Annotated in this window: 13 protein-coding genes, 1 tRNA gene and 1 pseudogene; 10 read left to right on the forward strand and 5 right to left on the reverse strand. The window is 67.2% G+C overall.

Annotated elements, in window-relative coordinates; translation table 11 throughout:
* Window positions 1-72 precede the first annotated feature (72 nt).
* From NBW77_RS10170 to NBW77_RS10185, 4 genes are all read left to right on the forward strand, one after another.
* Window positions 73-4,902, forward strand: coding sequence for a type VII secretion EssC family protein (locus tag NBW77_RS10170; RefSeq protein ID WP_242605451.1), 4,830 nt, complete (start codon window positions 73-75; stop codon window positions 4,900-4,902).
* A gap of 169 nt (window positions 4,903-5,071) precedes the next feature.
* Window positions 5,072-5,341: a pyrophosphorylase gene (locus NBW77_RS10175; protein WP_131744600.1), complete on the forward strand. Its 270-nt coding sequence runs from the start codon at window positions 5,072-5,074 to the stop codon at window positions 5,339-5,341.
* 23 nt (window positions 5,342-5,364) lie between these two features.
* Entirely contained in the window at window positions 5,365-5,652 is a 288-nt protein-coding gene (locus tag NBW77_RS10180; RefSeq protein WP_131744599.1) for a hypothetical protein, read from the forward strand.
* A 61-nt stretch (window positions 5,653-5,713) separates the two neighbouring features.
* A complete protein-coding gene (locus tag NBW77_RS10185) occupies window positions 5,714-7,078 on the forward strand; it encodes an APC family permease (protein ID WP_242605450.1) in 1,365 nt (454 codons plus the stop codon).
* 29 nt (window positions 7,079-7,107) lie between these two features.
* Here the strand turns inward: NBW77_RS10185 and NBW77_RS10190 are convergent, their stop codons facing one another.
* From NBW77_RS10190 to NBW77_RS10200, 3 genes are all read right to left on the reverse strand, one after another.
* On the reverse strand, window positions 7,108-7,677 hold the full coding sequence (locus NBW77_RS10190) for a hypothetical protein (protein WP_207386732.1): 570 nt from the start codon (window positions 7,675-7,677) through the stop codon (window positions 7,108-7,110).
* An 86-nt stretch (window positions 7,678-7,763) separates the two neighbouring features.
* Complete coding sequence (locus NBW77_RS10195) at window positions 7,764-8,087, reverse strand: hypothetical protein (protein WP_131744597.1); 324 nt, start codon at window positions 8,085-8,087, stop codon at window positions 7,764-7,766.
* 168 nt (window positions 8,088-8,255) lie between these two features.
* Window positions 8,256-8,558: a WXG100 family type VII secretion target gene (locus NBW77_RS10200; RefSeq protein WP_131744596.1), complete on the reverse strand. Its 303-nt coding sequence runs from the start codon at window positions 8,556-8,558 to the stop codon at window positions 8,256-8,258.
* Window positions 8,559-9,055: 497 nt separating this feature from the next.
* Between NBW77_RS10200 and NBW77_RS10205 the strand changes: the two genes are divergently transcribed.
* Window positions 9,056-12,139 carry an AfsR/SARP family transcriptional regulator gene (locus tag NBW77_RS10205; protein WP_131744595.1) on the forward strand — a complete coding sequence of 1,028 codons (3,084 nt, stop codon included), beginning with the start codon at window positions 9,056-9,058 and terminating at the stop codon, window positions 12,137-12,139.
* Window positions 12,140-12,203: 64 nt separating this feature from the next.
* On the opposite strand, the gene NBW77_RS10210 is transcribed toward NBW77_RS10205, so the two are convergent.
* Together NBW77_RS10210 and NBW77_RS10215 are read right to left on the reverse strand one after the other, a co-directional pair.
* Window positions 12,204-14,285 carry a protein kinase domain-containing protein gene (locus NBW77_RS10210; protein WP_250279619.1) on the reverse strand — a complete coding sequence of 694 codons (2,082 nt, stop codon included), beginning with the start codon at window positions 14,283-14,285 and terminating at the stop codon, window positions 12,204-12,206.
* Window positions 14,286-14,403: 118 nt separating this feature from the next.
* Window positions 14,404-15,636 carry an MFS transporter gene (locus NBW77_RS10215; RefSeq protein ID WP_131744592.1) on the reverse strand — a complete coding sequence of 411 codons (1,233 nt, stop codon included), beginning with the start codon at window positions 15,634-15,636 and terminating at the stop codon, window positions 14,404-14,406.
* Window positions 15,637-15,859: 223 nt separating this feature from the next.
* Here NBW77_RS10215 and NBW77_RS10220 point away from each other — a divergent pair.
* From NBW77_RS10220 to NBW77_RS10240, 5 genes and pseudogenes are all read left to right on the forward strand, one after another.
* Window positions 15,860-16,114 (forward strand): annotated as a pseudogene (locus NBW77_RS10220) (metallophosphoesterase family protein); the annotation flags it as partial.
* A 35-nt stretch (window positions 16,115-16,149) separates the two neighbouring features.
* Window positions 16,150-16,222: transfer RNA gene (locus NBW77_RS10225), tRNA-Arg, on the forward strand.
* A 133-nt stretch (window positions 16,223-16,355) separates the two neighbouring features.
* The gene (locus tag NBW77_RS10230; protein ID WP_165485713.1) at window positions 16,356-16,526 is read left to right on the forward strand and encodes a hypothetical protein; all 171 of its coding nucleotides are present in this window, start codon (window positions 16,356-16,358) and stop codon (window positions 16,524-16,526) included.
* Window positions 16,527-16,531: 5 nt separating this feature from the next.
* Complete coding sequence (gene vapB, locus NBW77_RS10235; protein WP_165485712.1) at window positions 16,532-16,765, forward strand: type II toxin-antitoxin system VapB family antitoxin; 234 nt, start codon at window positions 16,532-16,534, stop codon at window positions 16,763-16,765.
* The coding region (locus NBW77_RS10240) for a PIN domain-containing protein (RefSeq protein WP_250279620.1) at window positions 16,762-17,076 on the forward strand (315 nt) is incomplete at its 3' end. The genes vapB and NBW77_RS10240, both read left to right, overlap by 4 nt.

Below are 17,076 nucleotides of genomic sequence, written 5' to 3' on the forward strand. Positions count from 1 at the left end.
TGTTCGTTATGAGATGAGCCATTTCGACGAGACGGGATATGCTTTGCCGGTATTGCACCGTATCGTACGTATATGCGCCTGACGCTGACCGTAGCCGATCCGGCTGGTGATGTCAGCGCGACCGTGCTGCTCGACACCGACCCCGACACGCCTGTCTCAAAGATCGCAGACGTGCTGGTGAGGCAGGTCCGTCCCACCGGCGTCGTGCCCGCGGAGCCGGCCGTGGGCCTCCGGGTGACATCGAAGCCCCCGGTGAGGACGAGCTCCCGGCCGGCATCACCGACCGGTCATGGGACCTGGCTGCCCGGTATGGATGACAGCGACACACCCGCTACTACCAACAGCGGCATTAATATTACGCATCGCTTCGACCGTCCGGCCCTCGCCACAGGTCGGCCGGCGCTGTTCATCGACGGCCATCGGGTGATCGAGACGCTTACCCTCGCCGAATCCCCGATCCGCGAAGGCACCCTGATCAGCGTCGGTTCACCGGCAGGATGCCTGCCCCGCGAACCACCGGGCCTGCTCGAGGTCCGGGTGGTCGGCGGACCGGGCGCGGGGGTGGTCCACCGGCTCGGTCCCGGCGAGCACATGGTCGGTGCCGGAGCGATCTGCGCCGTACGGCTCGACGATCCAGATGTCGCCACCGAGGCCTTGACAATCACCGTGATGGTCGACGGCTCGTGGAGCATCACGCCGACGGGCACCCCGAACGACCACACGCCCGGTGGGGTACTGATCAACCGCGAACCTCTACGCACGGCTACCGCGATGCCCACCGATGCTCAGATCACGATCGGGTCCGTCCTGCTGGAGCTGGGCATGCCCAGCCGAGCGGACGCCGCATTGAAACCGTCCGACGACGGGGTGGGGCTCGACTTCAACCGGCCGCCCCGCCTGCTCCCCCCGATCCGGCGGACCCGGTACAAGCTGCCGGGCGAACCGTCCGAGCCGGAACGGCGTCCCATGCCGATCCTCATGGCGACGCTTCCGCTCGCCGGGGGTGTCGCGATGGCCCTTGTCTTCAAGCAGTACTACTTCCTGCTGATGGCCGTGGTCGGCCCGCTGGGGATGATCGGGATGCACATCTCCGGCGCCCGGCACGGCAGACGCAGCTACCGCAAGCAGCTGGCCGACTACCGCAGACGCCGGAAGGAGGTCGAAGCCGACGCGCGGGACGCACTGGTCATCGAACGCGGGGCCCGGCGTGCCGACTTTCCCGACCCCGCGACCGTCCTGCTCACCGCGGTCGGGCCCCGCGGACGCCTGTGGGAACGCCGCCGGGACAACCCCGACTACCTGCACCTGCGACTAGGCACCGCCGATCTGCCCAGCGAGGTCGTCATGGAGGACCCGGCCGCCCAGGAACACAAACGCGAGATCACCTGGACGGCGCCCGACGTCCCGGTGACCATCGCGCTCCCCGAACGGGGAGTGCTCGGCATCGCCGGCCGCGGCGAACTGCCCCGGGTGCTCGCCTGCTGGCTGATCGCGCAGGCCGCGACCCTGCACAGCCCGCGCGACCTCGCGATCTGCATCCTCACGGACAGCTCCGGTGAGCAGGCGTGGAACTGGGTGCGGTGGCTGCCGCACTGTCGGCCGAACGAGGGTCAGGACACCGTCGTGCTGCTCGGGACCGACGACGAGTCGCGGGCACGGCGCGTCGGGGAGCTGCTCGCCGCGCTGGCGACCCGCGCTGACGCGCAGGCGAAGTCGAACGGCACGGGTCTTCTCACCGACAGTCCGGACGTGCTGGTGGTCATGGACGGTGCCCGCAGGCTGCGGTCCATCCCCGGCATGATCTCGATCCTGCGGGACGGGCCGGCACTTGGCATCCGTTCGATCTGCCTGGACCGCGACATCCGGCTGCTGCCCGAGGAATGCCAGGCTGTGGTCGAGGAAACCCCGGCGGGTCTGCGTGTCGTGGAGATGCGCACCGAGATCGTCAACAACGTCCGCCCGGACCTCGTCGCGACAGCGCCACCCGGTGATCCTGGTGAAGCCGTGCCGGTCGGTTCAGTGACGGTCAGTTCAGTGACGGTCAGTGGTGTCGCGGCCTGGTGCGAACGTCTCGCCCGCGCCCTGGCACCGGTGCGGGATGTCGGTGGCGACGACGAAACCGCCATCCCGACCTCCGCCCGGCTGCTCGATGTGATCGGACTGGAACCCCCGACGGCGGCGGCGGTGGCCGCCCGCTGGCAGGTCTCCCCGCGTAGCACCGCCTTCGGCGTCGGAATGTCCCTTGACGGTCCGTTCGCGCTGGACCTGCGGCGGGACGGACCGCATGGGCTGATCGCCGGAACGACCGGCTCCGGCAAGTCCGAGCTGCTGCAGTCGATCGTGGCATCGCTCGCCGTGGTCAACCGACCGGACGCGATGACGTTCGTGCTCGTCGACTACAAGGGCGGCAGCGCCTTCGCCGACTGCGTGAAACTGCCTCACACGGTCGGCATGGTCACCGACCTCGACACCCATCTTGTGGCCCGTGCCCTGGAGTCCCTGTCGGCCGAGCTTCGACGCCGCGAGCACATCCTCGCCGACGCCGGAGCCAAGGACATCGAGGACTACACCCTCCTGGTCACCCTCGGCACCGCGCGGACTCCAGCCGGCCGGCCGCTGACGCCGCTGCCCCGGCTGCTGCTCGTCATCGACGAGTTCGCCTCCCTGGCACGCGAGCTGCCCGACTTCGTCACCGGTCTGGTCAACATCGCCCAGCGAGGCCGTTCGCTCGGCATCCACCTCCTGCTCGCAACGCAGCGCCCCAGCGGGGTGGTGTCCCCGGAGATCCGCGCGAACACGAACCTGCGGATCGCACTGCGCGTCACCGACACGTCGGAGAGCTCGGACGTCGTCAATGCCCCGGACGCCGCCCGCATCTCGCCGTCCACCCCCGGTCGTGCCTTTGTGCGGTTGGGACATGCCTCGCTGGTTCCCTTCCAGTCAGGCAGGGTCGGCGGACGCCGGCCGACCGGCGCGGCCGGGGTGGGGACCGCCACCGACGCCGGGACGGTGACCACCGAGCTCGTCCCGCCGTGGGTCACCGAGCTGAACTGGCCTGCGCTGGGTCAACCCGTGCCAAGGCCCCCGCGGCCGCGGACGTCGGACAATGAGATCACAGACCTCAGGGTGCTGGTCAACGCGATCCGGGAGGCCGCCTCGACCCTGCGGATCGCGCCGCAGCACAGCCCGTGGCTCGCGCCCCTGCCGGAACTGCTCACCGTGCAGGCGCTCCTCGGGTCCGTCTCCCACGACTCGCACAGCGGCGGCCCTCATACCGGCGGCCCTCATACCGGCGGCGGTCCGTATACGCTGCCGCCCGTCCCGATCGGCCTTTCCGACCACTGCGACCGCCAGGCGCAGCATCCCTACACCGTGGACATCGAGCACGGGGGGCATCTGCTGTTCGTCGGGTCGCCGCGGTCAGGACGATCGACGGCCCTGCGTACGCTGGCCGGCGCGATAGCCTCGACCATCTCCTCCAGGGATGTGCATCTGTACGCGCTGGACTGCGGCAACAACGCGCTGGCGCCGCTTGTCTCGTTGCCGCACACCGGCGCCGTGGTCAGCCGGGACACTCCGGAACGCGTCCAGCGGCTGTTCACCCGGATCATCGCCGAGGTCGTCGAACGCCAGGAGACCTTCGCGGCCCGCGGATACTCCGACCTTGCCGAGCAGCGATCCGTCGACCATGACCACCCGCTGCCGTACCTGCTCCTGCTCATCGACCGCTTCGAGGGCTTCCTCGCGTCCTTCGAGGACGTCGACGGCGGAACTCTCGTGGAAATGCTGACCCGGCTGCTGAGGGAGGGGCCGTCCGTCGGCCTGCGAATCATCATGACCGGTGACCGGCGCAGCGCGTCGGGCCGGTTCAGTGGGGCGATCGAGAACCGATTCGTACTGCGGATGGCGGACAGATCCGACTACACCATGGTCGGCCTTGCCTCAGGCACCGTGCCGGACGGCCTGCCGGCAGGCCGCGGATTGCGCGTCGAGGGTTCGGTGGAAACGCAGCTCGCGCTGCTTGCCGAGGATCCCTCCGGCCGGGCGCAGGTGGCGGCCCTGCAGGAGCTGGCCCGAGCCGCGGCCGTGCGTGACGGTGTGCCACCGGGACCGGCCGCCGGAGCCCGAACCGACTACCGGCGGCCGTTTCGGATCGACATGCTGCCCGGACGCATCACCGTTGCCGAAACCGAAGCGCTGCGGCCAGCTCCACGAACACGACGGGTCACGGACGTGACCGGACCGCTTGTGCCACTGATCGCCCTGGTAGGTGCGGGAGGTGACGAACTTGCGCCCATCGACATCGACCTCGCCTCCGACGGGCCGGGTTTCGTCATCGCCGGCCCCTCACGATCCGGCCGGAGTTCGGCACTGCTGACCATGGCGGAGTCTCTGCTGGCAGGTGGTGCACAGCTACTACTGGTAACTCCACGTCGGTCACCGTTGTCCGCTCTCGCGAACCGACCTGGTGTCATCGAAGTGCTCGGGGCGGACGCGAAGGCCGCCAGCATCGATGCGGCCTGCCTGTCGGTCGGACCCGCAGGCGGCCTGGTTGTCATCCTGGACGACGCGGAACTGCTGGCGAACGCATCCGTCGCAGATCGCCTGACCGAGTTCCTGCGGACCGCGCGCGATGCCGGATGCGCGTTCGTGGCGGCCGGCACCACCGAGGACCTGACCAGCCAGTACCGGGGGTTCATGGTGGATGCCCGGCGATCGCGCTGCGGGGTGATCCTCGCTCCGAGCACACCGAACGAGGGGGATCTGTTCGGAATGCGGCTGTCACGTAACACCGGTGGGGCCATGCCGGTCGGCCGCGGGCTGTTCGTGCACCGGGGCAGGACGACACCGGTCCAGATCGCCTTCCCCGTGTCCACAAGGCCTGCTTCTCACCACGGATGACCAGCCCACGGTGGGCGGCCGGGCGCCCCTACGAGGGAATTAGCCGAAATAATCAAAAAAGGGTGTTACGACCATTTTCTGACAGTATGATTACATCGAACAGTCAACACGTTCTGTGTGCATGTTCCCGTCCGGCGACGTCAACCCCGATCCACCGGAAGGAGTGTCGATGCGGACCGTGACCACCTCCGCCGCGCAGGATGCTGCCCGCCAGCTACAGTCCGAGCTTTCCGCTCTGAGGACGACCACCGACAATCTGCTCGACAAGGGGGCCATGCTCAGCAACCCACTGACCTGGGACGGCCCCGGGGCACAACTCTTTCGAAACCAGCTCTGGCCGAATATCGATCAGACGCTGCGCTCACTGGGCCAGGAACTCACCGAACTCGCCGACACGATCTCCATGGTCAACAGGCGTACCGCGGATGCCGGAAGCTGACCGACCTCTGGAAGGAAATGCCCATGCCAACCTCCGCGCCCATGACCGTCGTCAGTTCCCCGGAGGCGCTGGCCACGATCGATGAGATGGCCGGGATCATCAATGGAGCACTGCAGACGCATTTCGACAATCTGAGGCGACATGCGGGTGTCCTGCGGGATCCCGCGAACTGGGACGGCATAACAGCGGTCAACTTCCGCGACACCGTCTGGCCGTCCTACGAAAGAATTTTGAACGACGTCCACGCGCAGCTGGACAAGCTCCGGCTTCGGCTGAACGAGATGCTCAACGAGATCCAGAACGCTGGCTGAGTCCCCGCACGGGCAGCTCTCCCGCCCACCGAGAAACGGCAGGTATGATATCGATGGGTAGGTGAGCGACGACTCTCCACCTCCCACCGCGCGAGGCTGGGAGGTCACGGCATCCGTCGACATTTCCACCCCCGGCCAACCGGCCGATGTCGACCGGGCCGGGCAGACCAGCACACTCAGGCGGCATCTTGGTCTGGGCAACGCGGTGATTCTCGGCCTTGGCTCAATGATCGGCGCGGGTATCTTCGCCGCGTTCGGGCCGGCGGCCCGCGCAGCCGGAACAGGTCTTCTCGTCGGCCTCGCGATCGCTGCCGTAATCGCCTACTGCAACGCCATATCGTCCGCCCAGTTGGCGGCCCGCTACCCCGAGTCCGGCGGCACCTACGTGTACGGACGACACCGCCTCGGCGCCGGCTGGGGATACCTCGCCGGCTGGGGATTTGTAGTCGGCAAAATCGCAAGCTGCGCGGCCATGTCTCTGACCGCCGGCTCATACGCCTGGCCGCAGCATCCGCGTCCGGTCGCGATCGCCGCCGCGGCGCTTCTCACCACAGTCAACTACTTCGGGGTGCGCAAGACCGCGGGGCTAACCCGCATCCTGGTCGCGCTCACCCTGGTCGCTCTTGCCGGAGTGGTCGTCGCGTGCCTGGCCGGTGGAACCGCCGATGTCGGACGGTTGAGCCCGTTGTGGTCGGGCGACGGGCTGGGCGCGGTCCATGGACTTCTCCAGGCCGCGGCGCTGCTGTTCTTCGCATTCGCCGGCTACGCGCGAATCGCCACCATGGGCGAGGAGGTCCGCGACCCGGCTCGGACGATCCCGAAGGCAATCCCGGCCGCGCTCGGAATCACGGTGGTCGTCTACTTCCTCGTCGGGTTGTCCGCACTCCTGGCGGTCGGCCCGAGCCGGCTGGCCGGCGCCGTCGACCCACTGGCTGTCGCGACCGGCGCCGGCAGCCTTGGTGGATTCACTCCCGCCGTCCGCGTGGGCGGAGCACTCGCAAGCCTTGGAGTACTGCTGTCGCTGCTCGCGGGTGTCGGGCGCACCGCCCTCGCCATGGCACGCGAACGGGATCTCCCGAACTGGCTCATCGCGGTGCATCCCCGGTACGGCGTTCCGCACCGTGCCGAGCTGCTACTCGGCGGCATCGTCATCGCCATCGTTGCCGTCGCGGACATCCGGGGTGCGATCGGGTTTTCCAGCTTCGCAATCCTGGTCTACTATGCGATCGCAAACGCCAGTGCCTTCACCCTGGACGGTCCGCAGCGCCGGTGGCTGCGTCCGTTGACGCTTGTAGGTGCCGTCGGCTGTGTCGTCCTCGCATTCACCTTGCCGGCCACCAGCATCCTGACCGGCTTCGGCGTCCTTGCTCTCGGCATCGTCGTCCGCGCCGCACACCGCACGCCACGCGCAGGTCGTAAGGCGTAGATCAGATCTCTTACCTCGGGCCCGGCCGATCACAGGGGCGCGGCGAATCCCCTGCCATCAAGGACGAACCGGAAGGTCGAGGTCACCGCGTCGAACAGGTCGTGCAACGCATCGACAAGCACCAGGTTCGGACTGGAACAGGAGATCAGGGCAACCCGGTCCGACTGCGGGATCGGGATGAAGGTCTGCATCATCGTCGTCCTGATCCAGCCGGCCCGGTCGGGCAGGTTGACATCCTCCACACCATAGGAACGCGCGGCCTGCCCGACATGCGGAAGATCGACGAAAGTCACCGTGGTCCATGTGTCGTCCGGCGATCGGGCAGCCTTCTCCGACAGGGTGGCCATCACCGCGGCCGGGGTCACACCTACCGTCTGGTCACCGTCAGGCGCCGGAAGGACCGAGACGGTCACGCTGGCGGACAGCCCCGCACCCTCCACCGCCTCAGCCATAACGCCACAGAACAGCGCGCCGCCGGCCGCGGCATCACTCGCGGCGGTGCGCAGCATCCGGGAGATCGCCGCACGGTTCGCCGCAAGCTCGGGAACGCCTCGGGTGCGCTCACGGACCAGAGTGTCGATGGAAGCGCGTCGGGTCACCGGGTTCAGGTCGATCTCGAACCAGGTATCGGGAACGGTGATCGAGAATCCGTCGGCGACGGGACGGCTGGAGGCGGCGTACCTGCTCAGGCCCCTCGCCCCCCTTCGTCCGCCGGTTGCGACCCCCGCACCAGTTCGGCGTTCAGGTCGGAGTCAACCTGGCGTAGAGCCTGTGCGGACTCCGACGCCATCGTGGCCAGCTTGTTCGCATTGTTATCGATCTTCTTGCGCCCGTCGCTCCAGCCATGTTCGAAATCGTCGAGGGCGTGCTCGACCTCCGCCGACCCCGTCTGACCGCGGTAACTCTCGAGGGTGGAACGGGTCGCGTTCATTGTCGAACGGATCGAGTTCAAGTTACCGGCAAGCGAGTCCAGCCCCGGAAGATCGACTGATACCCGGTCAGTGGTCATCGAAACTACCTCCTGTCCACGCGAAGAGCCGACGACCGGTTACAGACCATCGGAGCGGGACACGCACCCCAACGGTCAGCACATGATCTCTCTACCTCTGGCCAACTCGGACCATGATCGAGGCCTCCGGCGACGCGAAAAAACCATGATCGCACCGCCTTTGGCCGGCTAGCCCTGACCGCGCAACGAGTTCGCGAGCTGAGTGTCCGCGGTCCGGAATGCATCTGCGGCCTTCTTCAGGTAGTCGGCCATGCCGTCCAAACCGGCAAGCGTGTTGGTGACACCGGTGTTGAACTTCTCGTATGAGTCCTGGAACTGCACACTCGACTGGTCGGTGACGTAGCCGCCGGCGACCAGACCGTCGACCGTCTTCTTCAAAGCGCTCAGCTGCGACTCGATGTCGCTCTTACCGTTACGGAGCCTGGTGCTCGCATCGTCCATCTCCTGATATGTGACGTTGAGGTTGGGCATGTTCCGGGGCCCTCTCCTGTAGGTCGACTTCCTGGTGACGGACCCGGATGGTTTCCGGGACCCGTGGTCGCGGCGCTGGCTCACCTGAAGGCTGTTGATCATCCGAAGAGCGCGGATCACGTGAGCATGGAGGATCACTCGGTCACAGCCATGCCGAGACCCACGCTCACATCGTCCAAGAGTGGTACGTCCAGTACGTTGCGTGCCACAGTAGCGATAAACTTCCCCCATGTCCGGATGACGACATGTCGTGTTACATCCCTACCGTGGTCTCGATCATCCCGGTGGCCGCGTCGACCCCCGGCATCTCGTCCGGATCCGTTCCGTAGCAGCTTTGCCGCGGTAAGCATCTCATACAGGATCGATGTTGGCATAGTTACACACGATTTGTACCGATCCGCCGCTTCGAACCCATCCACCGGGCTGCTCCTGGTGGCCAGGCACGTTATCCACAGGCAGGAAGAAGTCCTGGCCGGTCCGGTCACGGGGAGGAGACGATGAACGCCGTGACGACTCCTCGCCGTGAGCATGCCGGGCCATCCGGCCGCAAGCACGCGCGGCGGCCCGGGCAGCCCCGTCCCCGGGTCGCCCGTAAGCCGGAACGGTTGCACACCCTTGGGGCTTTCGTTCTCCTTCTTCTGATCGTCGTCGGTGTGCCGACCGTGCTGGTGCTGTTGGTCGGTTCACCGGTTCCGACGTCGTGGGTTCCCGCCAACGAGCTGACGATCACGACCGACGCCACCACCGTGATGGCGGCCCTGTCGGTCGTGCTCTGGCTGGCATGGGCACACTTCGTCGTCTGTGTGGTGGTCGAGTGGCGGTCCGGGCGGGGCGGCCCGGGCGTCACACCCCGGATCCCGATCGGAGGCGGTCCGCAGACACTGGCCCGCAGCCTGGTCACCGCGACCGTGTTGTTCTCCGGCACGGCAATCCTTCTCACCCCGGCCGTGGACGGGTCGGGGCACCGTCCCGCCATCGCCACGTCGACAACCGGTCCCGCGGCTGACGACGCGCCTCGACCCGCGACAGTGGGTGCGGACGCATACGACGTGCGCGCGGTTCCGCCGTCGGGCACGGAGACCGTCTCCGGCCAGGTCCACGCTGCCGACATACCGTACCGGGGGCTCACCGGACCAGCCCTGCTGGCGGCAGGGATGGTCGTCGCACTGAGCAGGCGACGGCCACGCTCCAGCGACGGCGATCCGGTCGACGATGTCGAGACCGCACTCCGCCTCGCCGCGGATGTGGAGGCCGCGCGGTTCGTCGACCAGACGCTGCGGGCGCTTTCCGGGGAGCTGACCGCGGCTGGCCGCAGCCTGCCTGCGGTATACGCGGCGACCCTCACCGACTCCGCGTTCCACCTGCATATGGCCCCGGCCGAATCTGAGGGACCGCCCGCGCCATGGCGGGTCGGCGAGATACCGAATCTGTGGTGCGTGGATCGTGTGGCCGGCACGTCGGACGGTCCGCCCGTCGGCATTGGATCGGGAGTTTCAACGAGCACCCCAGCGCCCTATCCCGGCCTGGCCACCATCGGCAGGGATGACGCAGGAGCCACCGTTCTCATCGACGTCGAAGGCGCCCCCGGAATCATCAGCCTTGGTGGAGACCCTGCCATCGCCCGCGAAGTGGCCGTGTCCATCGCGGTAGAACTGGCCACGAACCTCTGGTCGGACGATCTGCGGGTATGCATGATCGGATTTTCCGACGACCTCATCGCGATCGCTCCGGACCGGCTACGAACCAGCGCCAGCCTCACGGAGGTTCTGGACGAGGTGGAGGACCGAGAGCGGCGACGCGGCGATGTGGTCCGGGGTGGCCTGATCGGTGGCGTCGGTGCGGTTCTTCGTGGCCGTCAGGCCACATACAGCCAGGCTTTATGGGCGCCGGACCTGCTGGTTCTGTCCGCACCTCCGACCGATGACGAAGCAGCGCGGCTTGCAGCGTTCGTCGGAGGACGCGACTGCGGGGTCGGTATCATCACCGTCGGCGACACAACTACGGCACGCTGGCGTTTTGTGGTACGCCCTGATCGCAGGCTGTCCCTGGGCGTTCTCGGACTGGACGTCATTGCCCAGACACTGTCGGTGCACGAATACTCCGCCATCGTCAAGCTGTTCCAGCAGGCGGAGGTAACCGAAGTCACCGGACCTCCCAGGGAAAACCGACCGGCCGGCGCGGTGGCCCCAGCACCGACTCCGACTCCGACTCCGACTCCGTGGGTACCCGAGATCCCGCCATGGATGCGGCCACCGGCAGTCAGCACAGCATCAGCATCTGTTCGTCCAGATCATCCGGCGTTACCACCGGTTCCCCGTTTTCCTCCCCCACGGACTCGGCCTCTGTCCCAGCCTGCGCACCCAGCGGCCATCACGCCTGCAACCACCCGACCGCCCAGACCTCCAGCACCCTCCGGAAAAGCGGATTCGACCACCTCTCCGTCCGCGGGTTCTCCGTCCGCGGGTTCTCCGTCCGCGGGTTCCCAGACGATCCCTACAACCGGCGAACCGGCCTTTCCACCGCCACGTTCATTCCCGAACCGGATAGAACCAGCCAGTCCGCCACCGGACACACCGCCACCACCCCCAACCATGGTGACAGCGTCGTCCCTGTCCGTGCCTCCGATGGCTTCACCCCAACCGTTACTGCTGGCAGGCACCGCCTCCGGCAACGACACCCTGCCACGATCGGGTTCGCCCGGTATCCCACCACGTTCGGCTTCGACAACACCAACATCGGTTCTGCCACCACCAGTTGCGGTTCAGACGCTTCCGCACGCACCGATTCCACGTCCGGTGGCGCTACCACCGGTGAGCGTGGACCTGTGCCAACCAGCGAACGCCGAGATCCGCGTGCTGGGAACCATCACCGTCGACGCTCCTGGTCCGCTGGATTCAGGGCGACAGGATCTGTTGACCGAACTGGTCGTCTATCTCGCCCTACATCGCGGCGGGGTACATCCGGATGCCCTCACCACGGCAATCTGGCCAGACGGGGTGTCGGACAAGGTGGTGGCCGCGACTCTCGATCACGCTCGCGACTGGCTCGGACCGGACAGCGTCGGTAACCCACGCCTCACTGCCGACGACAAGGGGTACTGGGAACTCGCGGACGACATCCGGTGCGACTGGGACCTTTTCGTCGGCTACACCCACCGGTCCACCCAACCGAACGCGGACACCGAAGCCGATCTCACCACCGCACTACGGCTAGTCACCGGGCCTGTGTGGACGAACCTGCCCGAAGGGCGCTACCGCTGGCTGGCCTCGAGTCCGATCGAGACAACCACATCAGCCGCGGTCGTGGATATGGCCCACCGACTCGCCATGCTGACGTTGGGCTACGGCGACACCCTGACTGCTGTCGCGGCGTGCCGGACCGGCCTTCGCGCGGTGCCGACGGCCGAGATTCTCTGGCGGGACCTGCTACGCACGGTTGCCGCCCGCGGTGACCGAAAGGCCCTGGATGCCGTGGTCAGCGAGATGTACCGGGTGATCGCGCCGCCACGAACCGGCCGGCAGGCCGAGGCGGAGACGAACCTCCTGGTGAAGAAACTGCTGCCTGGATTCCGTCGTAGGTAGGAACCATAGATAGGAGTCCGACGCGACGACATCCCAGACATGTATTACGTTGCATCGCGTTACATCAGCCATACGGCCCGTTGGCGCGGTACGGCGAGGGCGCAGGCGGTGGCTGCCACGGCGGAGACATGGGCGGCAGTGGTCCGCGGGCACGCGCCGCAAGAAGCGCCAGCACCACGATGATCCCGAACGCGGCGACATGAATACTCGGCAGGTCAGGCCTGGCTCCACTGAAGATCAGCGAACCGGGTGAGGTCGTCTTGAGGCGTAGCAGTGCCACCGCCACCGTCACCCGTGCCGCAAACAGGAAGAACCGGTCGGACCGCCGATCGGCGAAAAGGCCTATCGCTACCAGCCCGATCACCACTGCAAAGCTGTCAACCGAATAGACCCGGAAGTCGGGCTGAAACATCTCGAAGGCGCAGAGACCCGCGGCGACCACCGCGATGAAAAACGGGGAGCCACCGGACGGCGCGAGCAACATGGCGAGCAGCAGCATCCCCCCGACGGCGACCGTCCCGACCAGACTGGGCTGATCCGCAATGGCATAGTTCTTCCAGTGGAGATACGCAGGAGCGAACAGGACGACACCGAGCCCGACCATGAGCAGGGCAAAAGCCGTCCAGCGGCCGGAGCTCCAACCGGCCGTCCAGCCCCGCCAGCCAAGAACGGTGACGAGGGCCGCTGCCGCACCAAGCAGAATCAGCCACCAGCCCGCGCGCAGTGGCCAGTGGGTGGCCTCACCAATCCAGCCGAGTTCCGCCAGCGACGTGACGGACAGACCGACGACGCATCCCGCGGCGAAATCACGGCACGAACCCCAGCGGTTTCCCGCAACAAGACCGACAATCGCCACCGGCAGCGCCAGGAGTGCAATTCCGAATTCGCCGAAAATGTTCCATACATCTCTTCCCGCGATGATTGCGGGTGCACGAAACACCGAAGGGATTGCTGCCAGCATGGCTGCTACGAGCAGGCCGACCAGGATCGGCGTCGGCATCGGGATGGAGCGGCCGAACCAGCCCTGCTGCGGCGGGCCGGGCGGTGCAAGCGCGCTACGGACGTCAACGGCGCCCGGCGGCGGCGGTTGGGGGGTCCGTAGCTCACCCTGGGCAGGCCGTTGCCAGGCTCCCGGATGCGGGAGTGGGGGTCCGGTCCGGGGGTTCGTCCCGGGTGGGGGTGGTGGGGTCTGCCAACCTGGCCACGGGACACCCTGGCGGGTGGGCGGGGGCTGCGGTGGTCCGAAGGGATTGACAGGTGGTGGGGCATCTGCACCACGGACGAGACGCGTAGCAATCTGTTCTGATTCGGTGACACCATGTATCTGTCGACCGGTGAGGCCGGCCACCACATCCGCGGCGGCGAGGCGCTCGGCGGGCGACTTGGCCAGCGCCCGAGCAATCACGGATCCGAAGGGTTCAGGGATACCCTCAAGGTCAGGATAGCCGCCGAGGACCCGGCCCATCGATGCGGTCGGCGTCTCGGCCGCGAACGGGTGCCGACCGGTCGCGGCGTAAGCGACGCAGGTACCCCACGCGAAGATGTCAGCGGCCGGTCCGGCCCGCTCACCGGAAAGTTGTTCAGGTGCCATCCAGGCGACAGTTCCCACGCTGAACCCGGTTTTCGTGTTCACCGTGGCGTCGGAAAGCCGGGCGATACCGAAATCGATGACCTTCGGCCCGTCCCACGCCATGATGATGTTCGCGGGTTTGAGATCGCGATGCACCACCCCGGCCGCGTGGATGACAACCAGGGCGTCCGCAAGTCCGACGGCGAGGCTCATCAACGCGGTGCCGTCCAGACGGCCACGACGACGCACGGCGTCCGCCAGGCTTACCCCGTCCACATAGGCGGTTGCCATCCAGGGACGGGGTGCGTCCACGTCCGCGTCCAGTACTTCGGCAACGAAAGTGCCACGAACCCGCCGGGCGGCAGTGACCTCCTGCCGAAAACGGGCCCGGAACTCCGGATCCGCGGCCACGTTCCGGTGCGGGAACTTGATTGCGACAGGGGTGTCGTCCGGGGCGAAACCCTGATAGACGACCCCCATGCCGCCTTCGCCGAGACGACCGTGCAGCCGGTAGGGCCCGACAGAACGCGGATCGTCATCAGCCAGCGGCGCGAGCACCCGCTCCCCCCTCGCCAACCCGGATCATGTGCGGAGATTACCCGACCACTCCAACCGCCCCGCCATCCCGGTCACGAACCCGTCGGAGTAGGGGTTCGGGAAGGCGGTGGCAGTGACACCGCTTCGGCATCCGTGGTCAGTCTGACAGGACCGGCGCGAGGACCGCGACCGTCGCGGTGAGAACGACGACGACGAGCAGCGCAGTGTGAAGACCGGCCAGTTCCGCAAGTCCCCCGACAAGCGGCGGACCGATCAGCCAGCCCACATAACCGAAACTGATGACCGCGGCGACAGCCGCTCCGGCCGAAGGTCCCGAACCACTGGCACCGACCCGACCCGCCGCGGAGATCGCGGACGGTACGACACAGGCCATTCCGAGGCCGATGGAGGCGAAGCCGATGATCCCACCGAACGTGCCGATGCCGGTATCGCCGACGGCAATCGCCAGAACGAACACCATGCTCGTCGCCCCGGCCGATACGCGGACCGTGCGGGCGGCGCCGACAGCACCGATCACCCGGTCCCCCAGCAGACGCGCGACCAGCATGGTCACGGTGAACATGACGAAACCGATTCCGGCGACGCCGGCAGGGGCGTCCGTCACGTCCCGCAGGTAGAGGGTGCTCCAGTCGGCGGAGATGCCCTCGCACAGAAAGCTCGACAGGCAGATGAGGCAGAGTGTGGCAACCTGACGATTGAACCGGGCACGGCCAGCTGCGTTCCGCGGAACATAGGCGTGCGTCGACGCAGGGATCACCGTCGGTCCGGCCGGGGTGTCGCGGGGCAGCATCGCCCGGGTCGGCGGGATGCCGATGACGAGCCCGAACACCCCGATGCCGACGAGCTGCCAGCCGAGGGGTATCGAAAGGGCGGCTCCGGCTGCTCCCACGCCCGCGCCGGCGAGGGCACCGGCCGTCCACATCGCGTGCAGCCCCGACATGATCGGACGTCCGCAGCGCTGTTCCACGTCCGCGGCCTGGGCGTTGAGCGCCACGTCAACACCGCTACCGGTCGCCCCCCAGAGCGCGAGGACCGCGAACAGGACGGGCGGGGAGCCGGCTGCCGCCACGAGGACGCCGACGAGGCAGTACGCGAGGAGTCCGACGCTGATCACCGGCACGGTACCGACACGGCCGAGGAGAAGGCCGACGGCCCACATTGTCAGCACGGCGCCGGTGGGCGCTCCGAGCAGCGCCAGCCCAAGTTCACCGTCACTGAGCGCGAGCTTCGCCTTCACCTCGGGAATGCGGGGTGCCCAGGAGGCGAACACCAACCCGAGGACGAAGAAACCACTCGACGTCGCCAATCTGGCCGTGCGTAGCGTCGGTTTACCCGGTAGCGGCAACTCCGGCGCCGACTGGCGAGACATCTCACGCAGCGTACCTTTTTGAACTCTATCCGTAAAGGAAATATTGGTGGTCCTGCATGGACCGTCCGCCGCGTTCCGCCCAAGGCCATAGCCGTAGCTCTCGACAGTCCCGGTCCGCAGCGGTCCCGGCTCCCGGCTCCCGGCTCCCGGCTCCCGGCTCCCGGCTCCCGGCGCAGACTCGGTTGTCGTACACGAGACCGGTACGGCGTCCGGGCGCGACCGGCGGGTCGCGGACGCCTACCCCGACGCCGACCTGGTCGTCTTCGGGCACTCACATATTCCCTGGGACAACAGGGTCGACCGGCCGGATGGTGGCGGGCAGATGTGGCTCCTCAACCCGGGCTCGCCGACGGACCGCCGCCAGCCGTCCTGCACCTTCATGACCGCGATGATCGCCAACGGCCGACTCGTGGATGTCGAGCTGCATCGGCTACCGCCACGCCGATACCCGTTCGGAGATCGCGGGCCGGTGTTGTAGTCTTGCCAAGTCGGTTCGCCATGGCGGTCCGACGGGCGCTCGTAGCTCAACGGATAGAGCACTTGACTACGGATCAAGAGGTTGGGGGTTCGAGTCCCTCCGAGCGCGCGCCGGTTGAGGCAGGTCAGAGCCCCGTACGGGATCACCAGTACGGGGCTTCTGATCGTTATGTAGCAACGGGTGTAGCGACCAGGCTTTCAGACATTCGCACAACGGATGCGGTGCAAGGACCTCCTGATCAGTGCAGCCAATGAGCTTCTCGTCGAACATCGGTGTCAGCGTCGACCCCGAGCGCGGCAAGCCGACCGCCAACGAGACTGGGCACGCCACACCGGAGCTGCTCGATGAGCACCGCTACAGAAGCAGCCATGCTATCGTGATCGACAATTCTGATATCAAACTTGTGAGGTGACGTCGGTGGCCGACATCCTCGTGCGTGACGTCCCCGATGTGGTTCTTGCCGAGCTCGACGCTGCCGCCGCCCGAGCCGGGATCTCGCGTGTCGAGTACCTGCGTCGCACGCTGGCCGCTGAAGCCGAGCGGGCATCGCGCGACACCCACCCCCCGCTCGCCCGGGAGGACTGGGCACAGCTCAACGAACTGATCTCGGACCTCGCCGACGAGGATGTGATGCGCGGTGCCTGGTCGTGACCGAAGGCTGGCTTATCGACAAGTCGGCGCTGGTCCGCATACCGACCCATCCCGACGAGCCCCTCTGGTCACGGCGAGTTGATCAAGATCTGGTACACATATGCGCAGTTACGCTGCTCGAAGTAGGCTACTCGGCCCGCAACGGAGTTGAACACACCCGCCTCCTCGGCACCCTACCGCTCGCACGCATGGTCATCCAGTGGGACATGCCGGTCGCCGTGGCCCGACGCGCCTACGAAGTCCAGGGCATGCTGGCCGCGGCCGGCCATCATCGGGCCCCGAGTGTCCCCGATCTGCTGATCGCCGCGACG

The organism is Frankia sp. Cppng1_Ct_nod, assembly GCF_920656135.1.
GTDB classification, from domain to species: domain Bacteria; phylum Actinomycetota; class Actinomycetes; order Frankiales; family Frankiaceae; genus Protofrankia; species Protofrankia meridionalis.

What these genes read in the sequence shown, in the direction of transcription:
- NBW77_RS10170 (WP_242605451.1), top strand. Translation starts at nt 73, where the DNA reads ATGCGCCTGACGCTGACCGTAGCCGATCCGGCTGGTGATGTCAGCGCG.
- NBW77_RS10180 (WP_131744599.1), top strand. Translation starts at nt 5,365, where the DNA reads ATGCCAACCTCCGCGCCCATGACCGTCGTCAGTTCCCCGGAGGCGCTG.
- NBW77_RS10205 (WP_131744595.1), top strand. Translation starts at nt 9,056, where the DNA reads ATGAACGCCGTGACGACTCCTCGCCGTGAGCATGCCGGGCCATCCGGC.
- NBW77_RS10195 (WP_131744597.1), bottom strand. Translation starts at nt 8,087, where the DNA reads ATGACCACTGACCGGGTATCAGTCGATCTTCCGGGGCTGGACTCGCTT.
- NBW77_RS10175 (WP_131744600.1), top strand. Translation starts at nt 5,072, where the DNA reads ATGCGGACCGTGACCACCTCCGCCGCGCAGGATGCTGCCCGCCAGCTA.
- NBW77_RS10200 (WP_131744596.1), bottom strand. Translation starts at nt 8,558, where the DNA reads ATGCCCAACCTCAACGTCACATATCAGGAGATGGACGATGCGAGCACC.
- NBW77_RS10215 (WP_131744592.1), bottom strand. Translation starts at nt 15,636, where the DNA reads ATGTCTCGCCAGTCGGCGCCGGAGTTGCCGCTACCGGGTAAACCGACG.